This is a genomic window from Dickeya parazeae Ech586 (assembly GCF_000025065.1).
GTDB lineage: Bacteria > Pseudomonadota > Gammaproteobacteria > Enterobacterales > Enterobacteriaceae > Dickeya > Dickeya zeae.
Map to the genome: position 1 here is coordinate 1,637,574 of NC_013592.1, position 16,517 is coordinate 1,654,090.

Here is a 16,517-nt window from a genome sequence, read left to right on the forward strand (position 1 = left end):
ACTATCCCTCTAATTCTTTGGCAATTTCTAGGTCTACCCAGATATCATCATCGGCATCATCCAGCACTGGTGCATCAACCACCGCATAGGACCAATCATTAATAACCTCAAGTGCACCGCTGAGCATCAAATTAAAATTTTCGCACAGTTCCATCACCTCTTTCCGGGGCCACTGCTCCTTTTCCAGAAGCCTGTGGTAAAGCTGGCTATGTGCATTATCAAGGCCACCATCCTGCGCTCCGGCGACAGGAGTGCTCTCGCGCAATTCCGGTTCGTCCTCGGTGAAAATCGCGCTAAGTAATTTACGGACATCGTCTGTGGCCGACTCATGGTGAGCCAGCACGCTGGCGTCCAGCGTGAACTCAGCGGCCCCAAGACTCGCTGATGCAGACGACAGCGGGGTAACCTCTGCCGTAGAATGCTGATGGATGTTGCCGGAGATAGTTGAAGGATCCAGTCCTAGGCCTGAATAAATTTTTTCCAGCTGTTTGATTTCGGCAGGCTCAATTCTGCCATCCGAGCAGGCTACTCCCACGATAACCTTACCTACTGCTGATTTTTCCATCGCACTCAACAGCGCTATTCTATTTTTCATGCCAGCCATGCTGGCCGGGGTATGAAGTTGCCACGTCAAATACGCATGTAAGGAGCGTTTTTCATCTTCGCTAAAGCCAGAATTATGGTCGATAGCATTTTCCAGCACTTTCTGCTCGGCCTGATCAAGGCTATTGTCGGTTAAGGCCACCATTGACCCCAGCCTTAGCGTCATCACCGCTGAGATAAACGCCGGAGATGGTGGTAAGCGCGCTCCCTCACCAGCGGCAAATAAAACCAGTACGCCGTCAGCTTCTGCTTTCACATGGTGGTAAAGCGGATCAGGTGCTAGGCAGTAGCCCATTTTCAGTGCAAAGGCCTGCATCAGGTCGGCTTCTTTTTTATTGATTTTCGCCGGGCAAGTGGCTCCCATATGTGCCCAGAAGTCAGCAACGGTGGTTAACCCCTTGTTACTCGCTATCACTTCATCAGCCCAGCATTTGAATGTATTTAAAACTTTTCCTGCGCTTTCATTGATGATTTCCATAGGCAGCAACATGATTGCCGCAGTATCATTTTCTGACGAACCTTTCCTGCCAAGATAGCGGCTGTAAGCATCCAGTTCATCTGTACAGATCTCTGCAAGCGTCATGATTTTCTGGACTGGTCCCTTCAATGCACTAGGGTCAGGCAAGTCTGGAACAGGAAGGCGAACGCCGCGCAAGCTGGGACTTGCAGGGTTGTAATCCAGACGCAGTCGAGTTTTATTCGGTTTGACAACCATACCCTCACCGTATTTGAGGGTATAGCGCCGTTTGAAAAGCGCAGCAAATTCTTTCGCACAGCGGCGGGCAGGAGTTCGTAACGCATACTCCGTGTGATTTGTTACCCACGTCAGCGCCAGATCGGCTGACACAGGAACTCCAGCATCCACAGCCTTTGCCAGCGCTAGCTTAAACAGCATACCATTGCTGAAACTCGAATCACGGCCAAGGTCGGCAACCAGATCAACATCTGGGCGCAGAATAGACATTGCTTCCAGTAACTGGGACGAGTAATTCCGGAAAGAGTGGTTCTCAATGAATACCGATCTTAACCGGCAGATTTCATTAAATAGAGTACGGAACTCTGCGTCAGGTGTATTACCATCCCGGCAGTCAACAAGTGCCTTTCTTTCCAGCCCATACAGATAGATAAATACGTAACCTACAGGGCATGACGCGTCGGACCTATCACTGGCAAGCCAGTTTAGATACGCGCCGCGCGCATCAGCTGAAAGCGAGGAATAGCTGGGCCAGTATCCCAATGAACTATCTTCATAAAGATAAGGTTTGTGGTGAATATTGAGCGTGTCGTCAATTAATGATGCCTCAGTGCCATCATCATAATAGCCGCTTAAGCTCTCCCCAGCGGGCTTCATCCGCTGTCCGAAGTAGAAGAGACCACTGGTGATCTTCACACCGCCTACATTAGTCACCTCACCCGGCAGCACCCATCGAGCCAAAGTACCAGTAGTTTTTGGGGGATTCTGACGTTGAATCGTCGTTACTCTGTATTCGACACTCCGGCCGCTGTCCAGTGTAAAAGTTGCCAGATCATCATCTTCACTGTCATCTTTTCTCACAACAGTCTCTTTTTTCTTGATGTCAGCAAGCCATTCTTTAGGTGGCGCTTTCACGGTTTTTGAAGAATGAAATCCTGCAGATTTATATTTTTTCTTTTTGAAAAACAATAGGTAAATTACATAAACCGCCGCTATAAATATCCATAACTCCATGGGTAATAACCTTAAAACTGACTTTCCTCATACGCCAAATCATGGCGAGAGAAAACAAGGGAAGTGGATTAATCTTAAAATAATACTTCTATATTGCGAGGGTTAAAACCAAAACATGACCAAATTTATCTAATTGATTTTAATATATAAAAATATTATCTATCAGCGCTAGATACGTAAAGTTAGCAGTTGATTCTTAAGGTAGGTTAATGCGAGGCCTCTGGGTATTGTTGCTTTACCATGTGAACAACTGACACATGGATGTAGAATCCTCACTTTTCGCAAAGCAGACTGCCATATTGTCTTCAACCTCAAAATACCATTAGTTCAGGTCTGAACTAATACCTCCAAATTCAACATCCCAAGCCCATTTCACCGCTGCTGCCTAAGGGTCGCTACGCCCGGCTATGCAGGGGCAGTTTTTTCTCCCGCGTGCTTTCCGTTCCCGTATCGGCTTCCGGTTAATCGTTTCCCACCACAACCCGTCTCGCAAGGGTAAATGGCACGCATTCTGCGCCCTTGCGCGCCGGAACGATGCCGGGAAAGCGAACCGTCAGGCGATACGAAGACGAAAATCACACCACTGACGGAGAAAAAACCATGACCATTTCCCTGCATACCCAGACTAGCGCCCCTAACACCGCAGCGGCGACCAGCGTATCCCCGCTGGAGCAGTCAGGCTCCTCAAAAACGAAATTTTCCAAAACCAAACCTGATATTTATCAGACCGTCACCGACAGCATCATCGCCGCGCTGGAAGCGGGTATGAAGCCCTGGACTTGCCCGTGGTAGCGAGTGCCGGGCATGTCCGGTTTACCTTCCAACTTCGCAACCGGCATCGCGTATAGCGGAATGAATATTATGCTGTTGTGGTGCAGTGCGTCAGAACAGGGCTTCGGTGATCCACGCTGGATGACCTACAAACAAGCACAGGCAGTAGGCGGGGAGGTTCGCAAAGGCGAGCACGGCACGACCGCCATTTTTTATACAACCTTGGAAAAGGAAAACGAAGACGGAGAAATCGACCAGATCCCGATGCTGAAAACCTTCACCGTGTTCAATGTTGAACAAATCGACGGCCTTCCGCTGACAACTGAGGTTGTTAGCCCCGCAGAGACGTTCGAGCCGTTACCGCAGGCTGAAAACCTGTTGCGCCGCAGTGGTGCCCGCATTGTAGAGAAAGGTCAGAATGCCTTTTTCAAGCCATTAACGGATGAAGTTTGGTTGCCGGAACGCCATCTTTTTTCCGATGCTGCTAATTTCTACGCCACCGGCCTGCATGAGCTGGTTCACTGGAGCGGTGCGAAAAATCGTCTTAACCGTGAAATGAAAGGGAAGTTTGGCAGTGAGGGTTACGCGTTTGAAGAGTTGATCGCCGAGTTGGGAAGCGCGTTCCTGATGGCGGATCTGGGGATTGTCGGAGAGGTTCAGCATGAAAGCTATATCGCTTCCTGGCTGAAAGCGTTGAAGAACGACAAGCGCTATATTTTCAAAGTCGCCAGTGCGGCATCGAAAGCGCATCGTTATCTGATGGATACGGTTTGAATTGAATCACAAGACGCTGCAAAGGAAGGCGGCGTTAATCTGATATCAGGGCAGGCAGCGTGGCGGATGTTTCAATTTCCCTGAGAATGTTCCGGGCATTGAATGTCCGTAACATTCTCAGGCTGCGGGTGCGGGCGGCAAAGAGCCCGCGCATCCCGCAAACGGCATTTTTACACCGCTGATTGCTGTAAACGAGGCCCCAAGTATGGCGGCTGACGGTGATGTTTGCAGGACGGCAACGGTAGCCGGACCTGTTTTTGGTGTTATGATAAGTGTATTATGCCGTGTAATGCACACGTATCTCATATAGGAAGGAAATCATGACCGCGAAACAACGTAACACGCAGAGCGTGACCATGACGGTAGAGCGTGCCTTACTGGTCCGGGCGCGTGAAGCGGGCATTAACCTGAGTGCCACGCTGTCAACCGCACTGGATGCGGAGCTTCGCCGTTATGAGGCGAAAAAATGGCAGGAAGAGAACAGGGAAGCCATCGACGCATTAAATCGTTTTCATGATGAGCACGGCTGTTTCAGTGACGAATACAGGACGTTTTAACCATGCAATTCACCATATACGGTAATACCGGGAAAAGCGCCGTTTACCCGCTGTTGCTCGATGTCACAAGCGATATTATTGGGCAGTTAAATCGTCGGATAGTGATCCCGTTGCTCCCTATTGAAAAGTACCCGGCAGGCCGCCGACCGGAGCGCCTTGTCCCCGTCGTCAGGCTGACGGACGGCAAAGAATACGCCGTAATGACGCACGAGCTGGCAAGTATCCCTGTGCAGGCGTTGGGTGCGGTGTTCTGTGATGCGTCGCAGTACCGTAATCAGGTAAAGGCCGCAATAGATTTCCTCATTGACGGCATTTAATCGTGGCTGTCGGGAGCCTGTTCCAGTTCGTCGTTAGTGCGGAACAGAAACATCTCCCGGTTTTTGGCGTCAAACGGAACCGGAATACCGTTCCTTGCCACCGTTCTGATACTGTCAAACAGCCTGATCAGACCGTTGTTGTTAGCATCCAGAAAATTAGCCCACCATTGCAGCATCAGGCGACGCTGTTCAAGGTGCTTGGTGACCACTCTCTGCCCGCTCTGTGCCAGGAGCGGATGTTGTGGAATATTGTTTCACATTCGCCGCTCTGTCGTGGTGATTCTCTGCCACTGAGCAACATTACCAGCTATCACAACCCGGCATGTGACACCTAACGTAACACGCTGGGGATGGCCCCTAAGAGCGGTAACGAAGCTACCATAACTTATTATCTTAATTTTATTATGTTAATGGCTTTGCAGCGTAAGATGAAGGCTAGTTTTTTCAGTGCAGCTTAAGACCATCATTCACACGCTGGGCGGGTCTCGAGAGTAACACCTAAGGAAGGCTGACACAGGTTGACAGTTGGTTGTGATTACTCATTTGCTGACAGCTATACGCACGAAATATTACTTAATTCTCTGTCGAATATGCCGTTAATAAACAGATGGATTGAAAGGAACAAAAACTATGAAGCAACTATGGGAAAAACTGGAAGCCATTCTGCAAGACACCGACCCTGATTTATTAGCAGATCTTGCCCCCCCGGCCACTGATGAGGACATCGTCACGTTAGAGCAGGTTCTGGGTGTGAGTTTGCCTGCCGATTTTGTTGCCTGCATGAAAATTCACAATGGCCAGCACGGTATTAGCCACGGACTGTTTGATGAATGCGAGTTCTTATCCACTTCGCGCATTTTACAGGAGTGGCGCATCTGGAAAGGGTTACTCGATGGTGGTGATTTTGATGGAGCTGAGTCGTGTCCGCAAAGCGGTATTCGTCCGGAATGGTGGAGTCCAGCCTGGATCCCGTTTACTTACAATGGGGCGGGCGATCATCTTTGTCTTGACCTCGCGCCGACTGACGTTGGGATTCGCGGGCAGATTATCACGCTCTGGCATGATGATGGAGCGCGTGAAAAACAAGCGGACAGCTTCATTCAGTGGTTCACGCAGTATGTAGAGCAAATGTAGGTCTTTTTGCAATAGGTTCGATAAACCAGGAGGGTAAATGGATTTAACATATGAAGAATTAAAACAGCAGCGCCTGCAGAAACTCTTTAATGATTGCCAGCAGCAAGTGTTGTCACAAATTATCGGGCCTTTCGGGCTTTCAACGGCCATGTTTGAAGATCGCAACGGCGGCAATGTGACAACGTTGCATAATTTCGAGCGCGAAGAGTTGGATTTCATTGCTGATAAAGACATATCCAGTCATGCGAAATCGCGTCAGGATTACCAGCGCAAAGAGTATGAAAGTAAAGATTTTACAGAAAAAAGCAAGAAATTACGGGCCAGCGGTGTTGATGGTTATACGGGGAAAACGACCAATGCTGCGGATATGGATCTCGATCATGTCACTTCATTAAATACATTGTCCAAAAATAAGAAAGTGCATCTTGCTCTGGAAACCGGGGAAGGTGTTGAAAAAGTAGTGAAAATGGCCAATGCCGACGAAAATCTGGTGACCACACATAAGTCGATTAACCGTTCCAAAGGTGCAGGTGAACTGGATACTTTTGCAGAAAAAAATGGTGAAAGGTTTGAGCTGGATCCAGAGCGAGTCGCAGCAGCGAAGAAAAAATCGGATGACCATGTTTCGATAACGCTTAACTCGGCGCTGATGAAAAAACAGGGAAAAGAGTTGTTGCAAACAGGCGGCCAACAGGCTTTGCAGATGGGGCTGCGACAAGCACTTGGTTTGCTGCTCACTGAACTGGTGAATGGCTTGTTTAATGAATTCAAAGTTCTCATTCAACACGGCGTTGAGGTAAGTAAAACGTTATTTGAGGAGATCCGCCAGCGCTTAATGCGGGTAATTGCTTCCGTGGTCAAAAAAATCCCCGATGCGCTGGGACAAATGTTCCAGGGTGGTGTGAGTGGATTTATGAGTAATTTACTCACCTTCTTGCTGAATAATTTTCTCTCAACCGCAAAGCGTTTCGTTACCATGATTCGGGAAGGGCTGTTGGGACTTTTCCGGGCGTTTAAAATGATTTTCTTCCCACCGGAACATATGACGCCAAATCAAGCGTTACAGGAAGGGTTGAAAATCCTGACTACTGTCATCGTGACTTCAGTCGGTATGTTATTGAACGAAAGCATCGCGACGTTTATGGCGACAGTACCGTTTCTGAAGCCATTTGCAGATATGCTAACGCCAGTGCTTATTGGTATTGCCACCGGGTTGCTTTCTGCTTTTCTCGCATATCAGATAGACACGTTTTTTGATCGCTCCAGTTTTTCGCCGAGCGAAAAACTGATGGATGAGATGCTCGCAGATAGCAAACGTCGGGAAGCATTTGCCAGTGAACTAGTGACTCTTTCAGAGAGTTCGCTGGGTAATATTGAAAATTACGCGAACGCAATAACCCAGTATCAAGCTATTGGGGCAAACCTGGCTACTGCCACGATCTCGACTACAGCAATGCTGGCAAGTCTTGAGAGGACAACTAATGATACGGCTGTGCAGGTGGTGCGGAGTACCGCTGCAATTGCGTTTATTAATGAAAGCCAAGCTGAAATTGATGATTTTCTGAAAAGTATTTGAGAACAATAAGATGAGTTTGTTAAATAAGCAGGAACTTCAGGTCATTCAGGCCTTTTCGTCCGCAGATTTGCCGGAACGTCTCTTTCGCGACAGCAACATTAACGAATTAATCAGCGGCATGACGGAGGAGCAGAAAACGGTTCAGAAGAGCGCAAAGGATCTTGATTGCCTGCGTAAGGAACAGAGAGACGGAAACTTTATAACTAACTGGTGGAACGATCGCGACGATCTGTTACAGGATGCACAAATCGATCTCAATAAAGCCATTGGTCGCCTGACGCAAAAATCTTCTCAGTTGTTGATTGTCAATACGGCACTTTCCAAACTACTGAACCAGCAACAACAGATTTTATTGGACCAGCAAAATATTCTGGAAAGTCAGACACACTCTCTTGCTGAACAAAATGAACAGATCCTGAAACAACAGGTGCTGCTTGAAGAACAGCAAAAAGAGATTAATAAGGCCAACCAGGGGCTGATGGATGCCAAAGGCGTAACACAAGAGCAGGCTAAGCAATTAATTGGCTGTGTAAAGCGTGTGACAGAGGCGGAGAACAAAATTGGTGAGGCAAACGCAACGTTGCTCACAGAACTTGAACAGCGTATCGCGAAATCTGCCTCGGATTTTGCACAGCAGTTGCAGGACGGCCTGGCGGAGCAAGGAAGGCGGTATAACATTCTCGAACAGATGATGACGGATAACCATGCCGTTCAACAGAGTTGCGTTGAAGCTGTGCAGCAGTCGTTGTCGCAGGAGCAACAGCAACTGCTTGCTGAATTGGAGCGAAACCGTCTGGCTCTGCTTGATTCGGCACAATCTACCGCAAACCAGTGTGATGCACTCCAGCAAGAGTTATCCCTTATCGTGACGCAGCATGTCGACAGCCAAACAAGCACCGCTAATGTTATTGCTGCGTTACAGGGAGAATTTCGCCAATCCCGATCTCGTCACCGTTTTGCGCTAACGGTGATGGCCTGTGCTATTGGGCTTTCTGTCGGCTGGCAAATAGTGCAGCACTTTTCGATGTTCTGATTGTATTAAACCGCATCGCTTATGCAGATGCGGTCATTGTTCCGGTTGCAGTATAAACGTCACAACTGTTTATGAATGCTTAGGAGTCATTTTGGACTAACCGTACTCGTCTTTTACGGCCATAAAATGATGTCATTAACTTCCACTCTTCGCACTTAGCCGACCATTAGATTTGGCAACGCCAGATCCAGCTTATGAATATTGCCCCAGCTCCAACTGTCGCAGTTCGGCAAGCGTATAAATACGAAAAACATTGCGGTGACGTGCTTCCAGAGGGATAGGTTGATGATTAACGATGACGTGTCTGATGCTGCCAAACAGCAGTTCAAGCGCCCGTTTTTTCTGTAGGTCCGGTACGATATAAAAGACGTAAATCCAGTGCTTTTGTGTCCGGGCCAGCAAATGGCTGGCGATGATTGACTGATAGCGGGCTTTGGTCTTCAGGCGGCGCTCGGTTTCTACTGCGATGACCTGTCCGTCAGGGAGTGTGATGAGTCCATCCGGACGGTGTTTGACCTGATACTGGCTGAGGAACATTGAGCGATCGCCGTTTACCCATCCGGATGCGCCTTTTTTCTCCAGGATGAGCCTAGCAACCTGATTATCAAGGTGGTGCTCCAGCGTCCAGCCAGTGATTTTTGATGGTTCAAAGCGTGCCGGGAAAATGTCATCGTCCGGCGTTAAAACGATAGCCAGTCCGTCGCTGGTTATGCCCCACAACGATATTTTCATCGTCCGTGATTCAAACACATGCTTTTGTATTAACCCCATTCGTTCAGTTTTTGTCAGTAGCGTATACAGCGATTTGTGATCCCTGAAGTCAAACAGCAGCATCAGCGTTTTAAAGTCGCTGTAGGTTTCTTCCTTCAGGAAATTCAGTAGCCTTTTTATCTTTTCGCTGTTGCGGGCGGTGCGCTCGCTATGTGTGGCGATAAGCATTATGCCTCCTAAAAATTGAGCAAGGACGGTGTTTCGTCATCATCAGATCTCGGTTTTGCTGATTTACTTTCCCCTTCAAAGAAAAGATCAGGGTGGGTTGCCGCGACATTGGTCGTTGAAGCGGATGTCGCTCCTTCCTCGTCGAAGTCCAGCGCGATTTTTGCCGGTACTGCCGACGCGGCAATATCCGGAGACACGGAATAGATCTCCAGTTCGCGTTTTTGTACCTTAATGGGGGAAATCAGTGAGGCGGAGGGAAGCGTTCTCGTCGTAAAGATAAAGCTGACAAAGTCGGGCAGGTTCAGGATCATATTGCTGTCGATAAAGAAACGCTCTGCCTGTCTGATAGTTCGTTCACCGTCGATGGTTTCCGTCAGTACGGCATCAGTTTTGGCTTTGCGGATTTCATCATCCACTAAGATGGTGCCAGACATTCTCGCTACCCATTCCGCTGTATCCGGGTCCATAACGCGGTATACCAGCTTGAATTTAGCGTTTTCAACGACTGCACCGACAACAGCATCGCCTTTTAAATCTGCCGGGCAGTCTTTTAAATCGGCCACGGACTGATGGGCCATAATAATATGCACACCTTTATCCCGTGCAGCGCCCAATCCTTCCAGGGCCGGTTTGGATAAATGGTATTTCAGTTCATCAAGAAAAATAGCCACAGGGCGGGGTGCGATGTGTACCCGGTCGCGCCGCTCCGCTAACTGATAAAGGCGAACCAGCAACATGCGCTGTGCGGCAATTATCTTGCTGTTGCGCATTGAGCCGATGACATAACAGCAGCCACCTTCATCAAAAACTGATTGGAGTGAAAATCCGGTCGGCGCATTGATGGCATTGAGTAACGCCAGCTCTTCAAGCTTGCCGAAAAACGCTTTGATCTTCTCAGCGATACTCTGAACATACTCGCTGTTATAAATATCACGGATAGTCGAAAAAGGGCGGTTGCTGACAAATTGCGCCACTATACGTGCCGCTTTTCTGTCGCTGATACGGTAAAAGTCAGATTCCTGGCCTTTCTCTGCCAGACTGAACCCTGCGACAAAAAGCTCTTCCAGTTCATCGGCGGTAATCGCTTCAATCAGGTTTAGCTGGTAATGCGGTTTTCGCAGGTCAATTAAGGCAAACGGTTTGCCTGCATCCTCACAGGCTTTGCGGTAAAGGTGTGGGGCCCATTCATCGTCTTTCGGGTCCATAATAAATACCCCTTCGCCCGCCAGGATACTTTGATAAAGCAATATCCCGGCGGCCACCCCTTTTCCAGCGCCGGTGGTGCCGATAATATCCGCGTGCTGTTTTTGCCAGTCGTTTAACGGGAGATACATTGGTTGCGTATCCCGGTCCGTGCCGAGAAAAATACCGTTATTCAAATCAATATAATCCAGCGGATCATAATGCAGCGTTTCCGGCAGCAATGATCTCACGGTGCGCACATCGGTGCGTAATTCCCGCTCAAGGGTGGTTTTTTTAACCAGGCGTTTCTTTATTTTATCCAGTTCAGGATTTAATGCCCGACGCAGAATAATATGGAAGATAATCCCTGTTGCCGTGAGGATAATCAGTATCGGCCAGGTTGCCAGCGAATACCGGGTGGCTATTCTGGTCTGATAGACCCACTGAAAGAACCTGATGATCACCGGGGCCATGGTGCCAAACAGAAAACACAGCAGAGAAAAAGCGATAATTCCCTTTTTCCAGAATGGGGCTGATTGTCGTTCGTCGCTTTTCATTGATGCGAAAAACGGTAACGTCAGCCCCGATAATAACGCCAGCATCAGTTGATGCTGTTGCGTAAAAACGAGCAGTGCCAGCATTCCGTTCACTATCGGCGACAGTGAAACGGCAAGCTTATTTAACAGCATAGTGCCTCCGGTGTCGGCTCTCGCCTCATGACATCGCCTCATCCTTTCGCCTCAGCGTATGAGTCGATGTCATGAGGCGATCGGGTGAGGCAAATGCGGTGGCTTCTTCGCAGCCATGCGCCGGAAAGTTCACTTCCCGGCACGGAACGGCGTGCGCCAGGTCATGCGGGCTGGACGCCCTTATTGCCTGGCACATGGGGGTAATGTCGTGGCTGGACGCTACACCAAAACCCCCAACGTCAACGGCGGCACACCGTCGCCCGCTACGCGCGACCACCCCCTTTGAGACGCCGTTTTTCGCCTATTTTTTCTGTTGTCCGTTCCGGCCAAGCGAAAAAATGGGAAAACGCCTTCAAAGTGGGTGGTCGCGCCACGCTACCGGCTTTGGGCCGGAGACTTAGCCGCGACGGTGTGCGGGGCACGCCCCCCACAAAAACCGGCGCGTGGGCGCGCCTATTTGCTCGCTGGGGCGGCAAATTTTTTGCGGCTCCCCCCGGCCTGCAAAAGCCGCGTGGGCGCGTCTGTTTGCAGATGGGTTCGGCGACGCAAATTAGCAATTTCTTTGAAATTGAATTTACTCGCCTCACGCCACTTTTAAATTTCTGCTATTCGCAGAAATTTAAAAGCCTAAAAGCCTAAAAGCCTAAAAGCCTAAAAGCCTAAAAGCCTAAAAGCCTAAAAGCCTAAAAGCCTAAAAGCCTAAAAGCCTAAAAGCCTAAAAGCCTAAAAGCCTAAAAGCCTAAAAGCCTAAAAGCCTAAAAGCCTAAAAGCCTAAAAGCCTAAAAGCCTAAAAGCCTAAAAGCCTAAAACCCTAAAACCCTAAAACCCTAAAACCCTAAAACCCTAAAACCCTCACGACTGGTGCCGAGTTTGCCATCCAGATTTGACAGTGGGAGGTAATAATCCAGATGTTGTTATTATTGCTTTTATTTAAATTCAATTACGCACTCGGCCAAATTTGCTAATTATCTGGTCGATAATTTCCGGGTCAGCCGAATCACATTCGTTTAAAAAGGCTTGTCTGGCATCGGCAGTCTGGCCGGGGAGAAAACCGTGCCGGTTCTTTTTCACAATAGAAAAGAAGGCGCGTTCAGCTGACTGACAGGTATGTCCACCGCTGTTTCCGGTGGTTTTACCGTACAGACATAAAACAGCTTCACAGGCATCAGCGGCCATTACGGCGGCGGGAAATAATACATTCATGCCGAGAAGAAAGGCGGTAAGTATGACGAGTTTCATATCGAATACCTTTACTGGGTGGCCGGGGGGAATGGTTCGTCTATCTGAATATTTCCTTCATGTGATGAAGGTGTACCGGTTTAAAATAAATATCGCTCATCCGGCGGACGTCGCCATGAATATCAATGCTGACGATTACATCAATGCTTTTTAGCACCTTGCGTAACAGCACATCGAACGGGATATTGTGGCAGTCCGGGTTTTCATAGCAGCGGTCGATGAGTCCCTCAATACACTCTTCCGGGCTGCCCGCGTGCAGGGAGGTAATTAGCCCTTCATGGCCGGAGCCGATAATTTTCAGCGCATCCCACGCTTCCCGCCCGCGAATTTCCGCCAGCAGAATTCTGTCCGGGTTCATTCGATAATTCGCCCGTATCAGCCTGCCGGGGGTGATAATCGCCTCGTCGGTGGCCTCTGCCGGGTAAAACAGATGCACATAATTGGTGTGGTGGTAAAACCGGATTTCGGGGTTGTCTTCAATTGTCGTCAGCCTGAGATGCGACGGAATATAGTGCAGCAACGTCTTCATGTAGGTGGTTTTACCCGCGCCGGTTTCCCCCACAATAAAGAGCGTTTTGCCGTACTCGACGGCTTTTTCAATAAAGCGGGGGATGTCCCCGTTGTTGTAATAGCGGGTCAGTTCCTCGTCCTTGCTTTCAGCCTGCTCCTGACCGGTTACGCGGTGATAAAAGCCCGCCTCAATCCACGACTGATGCGTTTTCTGCGCATATGACGGTTTGCGCAGCGTAATGGACACGGTATTCCGCTCGCAAGCCGGGGGAATAATGGCCTGAATGCGTTCGCCGGACTCCAGCGTGGCGGACAGAATTGGCGACGTGTCATCAATATTATCGTCATGCCATGAGGCCAGCGCGTTGGCAAAGGCATGGCACTGGCGCAAGGTGACCGGCGATTCATGCCTCTGCCATCGACCGTTTATTTTGGTGTGGATCTCGCCGGGGCGGTTAATGGCGATTTCCGTCAGGCCTGCCAGGGGTAGAAATTCACCAAATAACTGGTTTTTCATAAAATCCAGCGACAGGTTTTCAGCGTTCATACCACCTCGTTTTCAGACGCAGTTGATAAACGGAAGAGAAATCGATATCCGTGCCGGTCATGATGCCGATCACCTCCCCCTGATTGAGGTACATCGTGGGCGGGATATTGATGCTGTTTTCCAGGGCCGTTTTTGCCATCTCCGAGGCGGCAGCACGCGTATTCTCGGTGTAGTCGGTATTACGGTCCTTCCCCGGCGCTGTATTCGCCGCCGCTGCGGCGACGTCCTGCACTGTGCTCAACATCAATGCATTGCCGAACCGCTCCCAGAAATGGGTATCGATCCTGCCGCTAATCCCGGCCTCTCCCAGCGGGCCGCTGGCCTCGGTATCGGTCAGCGGGATGTGCAGGCTGCCGGGCTCCGGTGTGCGTAACGCCGTCCAGATGACAAACATCCGGCTCCGGCCCTGTTGCAGTGCGCCGGTGCGGTAGATGCCACGGGCGACCGTGCCTGCCGGGAGCAGCTTCACGTGATGACTGGCGCTGTAGACATCCTCGCTGATGAGGCAGGAAATCCGTCCGCCGACATCGGAAACAAAGCGTTGCATCATCGAGCAGGGAATGTAGCTATCAACCGGCAGGTAGAGATCGGGATCGAGACCGAGCCGCCGGACGTGGGTGACGTTTGCCACGCCGGGAGCGGCGTCTTTTATCTCCGGGTCAGGCGCGGTAGTGGGCTTTTGCTTGTCAGTGCCGGAGGCGGTGACGTGGGAAGCCGATGCGGTATCTGACGCCTGATTTAACCCGTCGGCCAGGGCGGCGGCCTTGTTTAACGCGGGCGGTGCTGGCGGTGGCGGGGTAGCCTGCGTCTGGCGATGATCCGTTGTGGTTGCCGGTCTACTCTGCTCGAACAGACCGAACGGATGACGGTCCATACCGAGGTTTTTACGCGCAGGCGGTATTGCGCCGGTCGGCGGTAGCGGCTGGGTTTCCGTCACCTTGTCATCGCTGTGTTTGACTGCGCCAAAAAAGCGATCCCCACTCCATGCCAGCAGCATCAGCACCGCCAGACTGAGCAGGCTGACCAGCAGCGTTCGGCGACTGGCGGGTTTTTTAAAGCGGGTGACGTCCGGCTGACCGGGCGGTGTGTTGTGCGCCGGTGTCTGGCTTTCTCTCGCGGCTCTGGCGTGTTCACGGGCTTCGGCTTCCCGTTCAGCCACGGTTTTTTCCGCTGTATCCGGGATGGGATGGTCTGTCATTTGGCCTCCAGCGTGACGGCGGGCGAAACGGTGTCACCAGCGCTGACGGCGACGTTGCCGAATGCGGTATTCTCAATGCCGACCACCGCGCGGCCATAACGCAACACCAGATGCGGCGACATGGCCTGCACGACCATCACGGTGTAGTTCCCGTGTTTGGTGATTAGGGGCGTGACGGTTTGTTCCTGCTGGTTAACGACCCGAAACAGTGACGGCAGGATTTTGGTGGCTGAAAAGCCGAGGGTGATAAAGCGGCCATCATCGTAGGCAAAATCCGGTGCAATCGCTGCCGAGTCCGCCGCGACCCGCTTGGTATAGCGCCAGTTTCGCGGTGTGGTGGCCTGCTCGAAAGCGGCCGCAATCTGTTGCTTTTCCTGTGCCTCACGCAGGCGTTGCAGGTGGGCGGCATCGGCGGCGGCTGATTGCCTGCGCGCTTCATCGGGATAGTGAAAACGGATAATGAAGGCCTGCGAGGGCGAGTCGTTATCCAGCACGTTAAGCTCCAGACTGTAATCACGTTTGGATGTCACCACCAACAGGTTGGTTTTCCACTCTTTGGCGGTCGGCAGAAACACCTTGTTGACGTTATTGCCGTTGTCCTCCGTTACCGGCTGGATGACAGGGTTAGGGCTGACGTCCACCCGGTTATCGCTTTTGGTCACTCGCCAGCCTTTGGGAAAACCGGTCTGGGCGTCGAGCACCGCTTCATCGTCATCGAACAGGAGCGTGGTGAGGTAGCCGGGGCGGGTGTTGACGACGGTGGCATTCTGGCTGTCATAGGTGACATGCTGTATGCGGCTGTCATACGCGCTGCCGCGTGGTATCGCGGCCCCCCAGACGGCGCACGACGCCAGCATCAGCCCTATCAGTACGGTGTTCTTCAGCATCACTCCCCCCTCAGTTCTTTATCGCGCTGGTAGCTGGTGACGATGAACCCCAATGGGTTCACTTCTCGCTGGCTGTCCGTCAGTTGTTTGCGGGGGAGGTAGCGGTAAGTCAGGCGGATGTTCCAGATATCCGTTTTGACCGTGTTATCCGCAATGCGGCGGATTATGCGTTTAACTCGCAAGGTTGCAAGGTGGTCAGGGGCGGTGGCGGGGGCGTGAATGTTGGAAATAATCTCGACAGACACGACGTATTCCGCTTTATTGAACATGACGTCGGGGGCCTGACTGCCGTTAAACTCGTCGAGGTAATCCCGGTTCACGCTGTCGCTGTTGAAGAGCTGCACGTCGTCATAATCGCGCTGAAGCGAAAAATAGTTATAGCCTTCGCGCAGCCGGACATACTGGGCGGATAGCGCATGAGCCAGCGCTGTTTCGGTAGCGATATCCTTCTCCTTGAGACGGGTCATGTATTCATAGCGCCCGGTCTGTTTATCCACCGACCATAATTCGATGTCGGTGGTTTTCAGCGGCAGCAGGATAATCAGCGCGGTTATCGTCAGCGCTGCCAGCGCAAACCCGGTTGCCGCCATGCGCCACGCGCGCTTTTTTTCCCGTTCATCCTTTTCCAGCAGAACCGCTTCAAAGGTGCGGGATGACGCAATGAGGTTTTCTGTTTCAGACATGTGTTGTCAGCTCCTGAATAATCGCGGGGGAATTGACCGGTTTAGGATCGCCGGATACCGGTGGAAGGTCGTGTTGATGCCCTGCGCAGCCCGTGAGGATGCACAGCATCAGAAAGACAATGCTGGATTTCATGGAAAGCCCTTGTTAACGGATACAGATATGCCGTACC

The 16,517-nt window shown here is 50.8% G+C and carries 14 protein-coding genes and 2 pseudogenes; 7 read left to right on the top strand and 9 right to left on the bottom strand.

Annotation, left to right across the window (positions count from 1 at the left end):
* Position 1 precedes the first annotated feature (1 nt).
* Complete coding sequence (locus DD586_RS07165) at positions 2-2,311, bottom strand: tellurite resistance TerB family protein (protein WP_012884145.1); 2,310 nt, start codon at positions 2,309-2,311, stop codon at positions 2-4.
* Between the two features lie 600 nt (positions 2,312-2,911).
* Between DD586_RS07165 and DD586_RS07170 the strand changes: the two are divergent.
* The 3 genes and pseudogenes from DD586_RS07170 to DD586_RS07180 all read left to right on the top strand — a co-directional run bounded on the left by DD586_RS07170 (position 2,912) and on the right by DD586_RS07180 (position 4,730).
* Positions 2,912-3,856, top strand: a pseudogene (locus DD586_RS07170) (ArdC family protein).
* Between the two features lie 320 nt (positions 3,857-4,176).
* Positions 4,177-4,413 (top strand): type II toxin-antitoxin system CcdA family antitoxin, encoded by a 237-nt coding sequence (locus DD586_RS07175; protein WP_012884146.1) that lies wholly within the window; start codon positions 4,177-4,179, stop codon positions 4,411-4,413.
* A gap of 2 nt (positions 4,414-4,415) precedes the next feature.
* The gene (locus DD586_RS07180) at positions 4,416-4,730 is read left to right on the top strand and encodes a CcdB family protein (RefSeq protein WP_012884147.1); all 315 of its coding nucleotides are present in this window, start codon (positions 4,416-4,418) and stop codon (positions 4,728-4,730) included.
* Here the strand turns inward: DD586_RS07180 and DD586_RS22465 are convergent.
* Positions 4,727-4,864: pseudogene (locus tag DD586_RS22465) on the bottom strand (mobilization protein mobC); the annotation flags it as partial. The gene DD586_RS07180 and the pseudogene DD586_RS22465 overlap by 4 nt on opposite strands.
* 496 nt (positions 4,865-5,360) lie before the next feature.
* On the opposite strand from DD586_RS22465, the gene DD586_RS07190 reads away from it, so the two are divergent.
* The 3 genes from DD586_RS07190 to DD586_RS07200 are packed head-to-tail and all read left to right on the top strand — an operon-like array spanning position 5,361 to position 8,473.
* Positions 5,361-5,864 (top strand): SMI1/KNR4 family protein, encoded by a 504-nt coding sequence (locus tag DD586_RS07190; RefSeq protein ID WP_012884148.1) that lies wholly within the window; start codon positions 5,361-5,363, stop codon positions 5,862-5,864.
* Between the two features lie 37 nt (positions 5,865-5,901).
* Positions 5,902-7,440 carry a hypothetical protein gene (locus tag DD586_RS07195; protein WP_012884149.1) on the top strand — a complete coding sequence of 513 codons (1,539 nt, stop codon included), beginning with the start codon at positions 5,902-5,904 and terminating at the stop codon, positions 7,438-7,440.
* Between the two features lie 10 nt (positions 7,441-7,450).
* Positions 7,451-8,473, top strand: a complete 1,023-nt coding sequence (locus DD586_RS07200; RefSeq protein WP_012884150.1) for a coiled-coil domain-containing protein — start codon at positions 7,451-7,453, stop codon at positions 8,471-8,473.
* A 192-nt stretch (positions 8,474-8,665) separates the two neighbouring features.
* Here the strand turns inward: DD586_RS07200 and mobC are convergent, their stop codons facing one another.
* Complete coding sequence (gene mobC, locus DD586_RS07205; RefSeq protein ID WP_012884151.1) at positions 8,666-9,412, bottom strand: MobC family replication-relaxation protein; 747 nt, start codon at positions 9,410-9,412, stop codon at positions 8,666-8,668.
* Positions 9,413-9,420: 8 nt separating this feature from the next.
* Positions 9,421-11,283 (bottom strand): type IV secretory system conjugative DNA transfer family protein, encoded by a 1,863-nt coding sequence (locus DD586_RS07210; RefSeq protein WP_012884152.1) that lies wholly within the window; start codon positions 11,281-11,283, stop codon positions 9,421-9,423.
* A 282-nt stretch (positions 11,284-11,565) separates the two neighbouring features.
* Here DD586_RS07210 and DD586_RS21965 point away from each other — a divergent pair, with 282 nt between their 5' ends.
* The gene (locus DD586_RS21965) at positions 11,566-11,922 is read left to right on the top strand and encodes a hypothetical protein (RefSeq protein ID WP_157668887.1); all 357 of its coding nucleotides are present in this window, start codon (positions 11,566-11,568) and stop codon (positions 11,920-11,922) included.
* A 297-nt stretch (positions 11,923-12,219) separates the two neighbouring features.
* On the opposite strand, the gene DD586_RS07215 is transcribed toward DD586_RS21965, so the two are convergent.
* The 5 genes from DD586_RS07215 to DD586_RS07235 are packed head-to-tail and all read right to left on the bottom strand — an operon-like array spanning position 12,220 to position 16,347.
* Positions 12,220-12,522 carry a TrbM/KikA/MpfK family conjugal transfer protein gene (locus DD586_RS07215; RefSeq protein WP_012884153.1) on the bottom strand — a complete coding sequence of 101 codons (303 nt, stop codon included), beginning with the start codon at positions 12,520-12,522 and terminating at the stop codon, positions 12,220-12,222.
* 40 nt (positions 12,523-12,562) lie between these two features.
* A complete protein-coding gene (virB11, locus tag DD586_RS07220) occupies positions 12,563-13,579 on the bottom strand; it encodes a P-type DNA transfer ATPase VirB11 (protein ID WP_012884154.1) in 1,017 nt (338 codons plus the stop codon).
* The gene (gene virB10, locus DD586_RS07225) at positions 13,569-14,777 is read right to left on the bottom strand and encodes a VirB10/TraB/TrbI family type IV secretion system protein (RefSeq protein WP_012884155.1); all 1,209 of its coding nucleotides are present in this window, start codon (positions 14,775-14,777) and stop codon (positions 13,569-13,571) included. Before virB10 ends, virB11 begins: the two co-directional genes overlap by 11 nt.
* Complete coding sequence (gene virB9 / locus DD586_RS07230) at positions 14,774-15,664, bottom strand: P-type conjugative transfer protein VirB9 (RefSeq protein ID WP_012884156.1); 891 nt, start codon at positions 15,662-15,664, stop codon at positions 14,774-14,776. The genes virB10 and virB9 overlap by 4 nt, the downstream gene beginning before the upstream one ends.
* Entirely contained in the window at positions 15,664-16,347 is a 684-nt protein-coding gene (locus DD586_RS07235; RefSeq protein WP_012884157.1) for a virB8 family protein, read from the bottom strand. Before DD586_RS07235 ends, virB9 begins: the two co-directional genes overlap by 1 nt.
* Positions 16,348-16,517 lie beyond the last annotated feature (170 nt).